Origin of the sequence: Nonomuraea sp. K271 (assembly GCF_009908215.1) — a bacterium.
Classification (GTDB): domain Bacteria; phylum Actinomycetota; class Actinomycetes; order Streptosporangiales; family Streptosporangiaceae; genus Nonomuraea; species Nonomuraea longispora.
The window spans coordinates 1-820 of the sequence record NZ_JAAAHR010000392.1 but is presented as its reverse complement, the minus strand read 5'-3'; the positions used below and the strand labels follow the sequence as shown (position 1 = coordinate 820).

Genomic DNA, 820 nt, shown 5'->3' with positions numbered 1-820 from the left:
ATCCACAACTCCCCCGCCACCCAGTCCGGACAGTCACGGCCCCGGCCGTCCACCACCCGGTAACACTGGTTGCGCAGCGGGAACCCGTACGGGATCGACGTCCAGTGCGCCGGCACCCGATCCACCACCAAAGCGTTCGACCAGATCGCCGCCTCCGTCGCACCCCCCAACGCCACCAACCGGCACCGCCCACCGCTCTGCGCCGCCAACCGCGCCTGAAGGTCCAGCCCCACCCAGTCACCCGACACCAACGCGACGCGCAGGACGACGGGCAACTCCTGGGCCGTGACCAGCAGCATGTCCAGCAGGGTCGGGACCGTGTTCCACACCGTCACCCCGTGGGCGGCGCACAACTCCGCCCACCTTTGAGGGTCGCGCCGTTCATCCTCTTCCGGCAGGACGAGGGCGCCGCCGGCCGACAACAGGCCAAAGATGTCGTACACCGACAGGTCGAAATCCAGCGCCGACACCGCCAGCACCCGATCCTCGGCACCCACGGCGAACCGCTCGTTCACCTCCACCACCGTGTTCAACGCCGCCCGATGCGAGACCTCCACACCCTTCGGCTCACCCGTCGACCCCGACGTGAAAATCACATAAGCCGACATATCCGGATCCACCACCACCGGACCAGAAAGCCGCTCCCCCACCAGCACCTCAGTCAACACATGACCCACCCCAGCCCGCGACAGAATCCGCTCCCGCCGCGCCACCGGCTGATCCACCCCCACCGGCACATACACCCCACCAGCAGCCAACACCCCCAACACCGCCACCACCTGACCAACACCCTTCGGCAACACCACACCCACCGCATCAC

At 67.7% G+C, this 820-nt stretch carries 1 protein-coding gene; it reads right to left on the bottom strand.

All coding sequences use genetic code 11. The features are described 5' to 3' along the window. Positions 1-820: AMP-binding protein (locus GUY59_RS47140; protein ID WP_161715159.1), on the bottom strand; the 820-nt coding region annotated here is incomplete at both ends.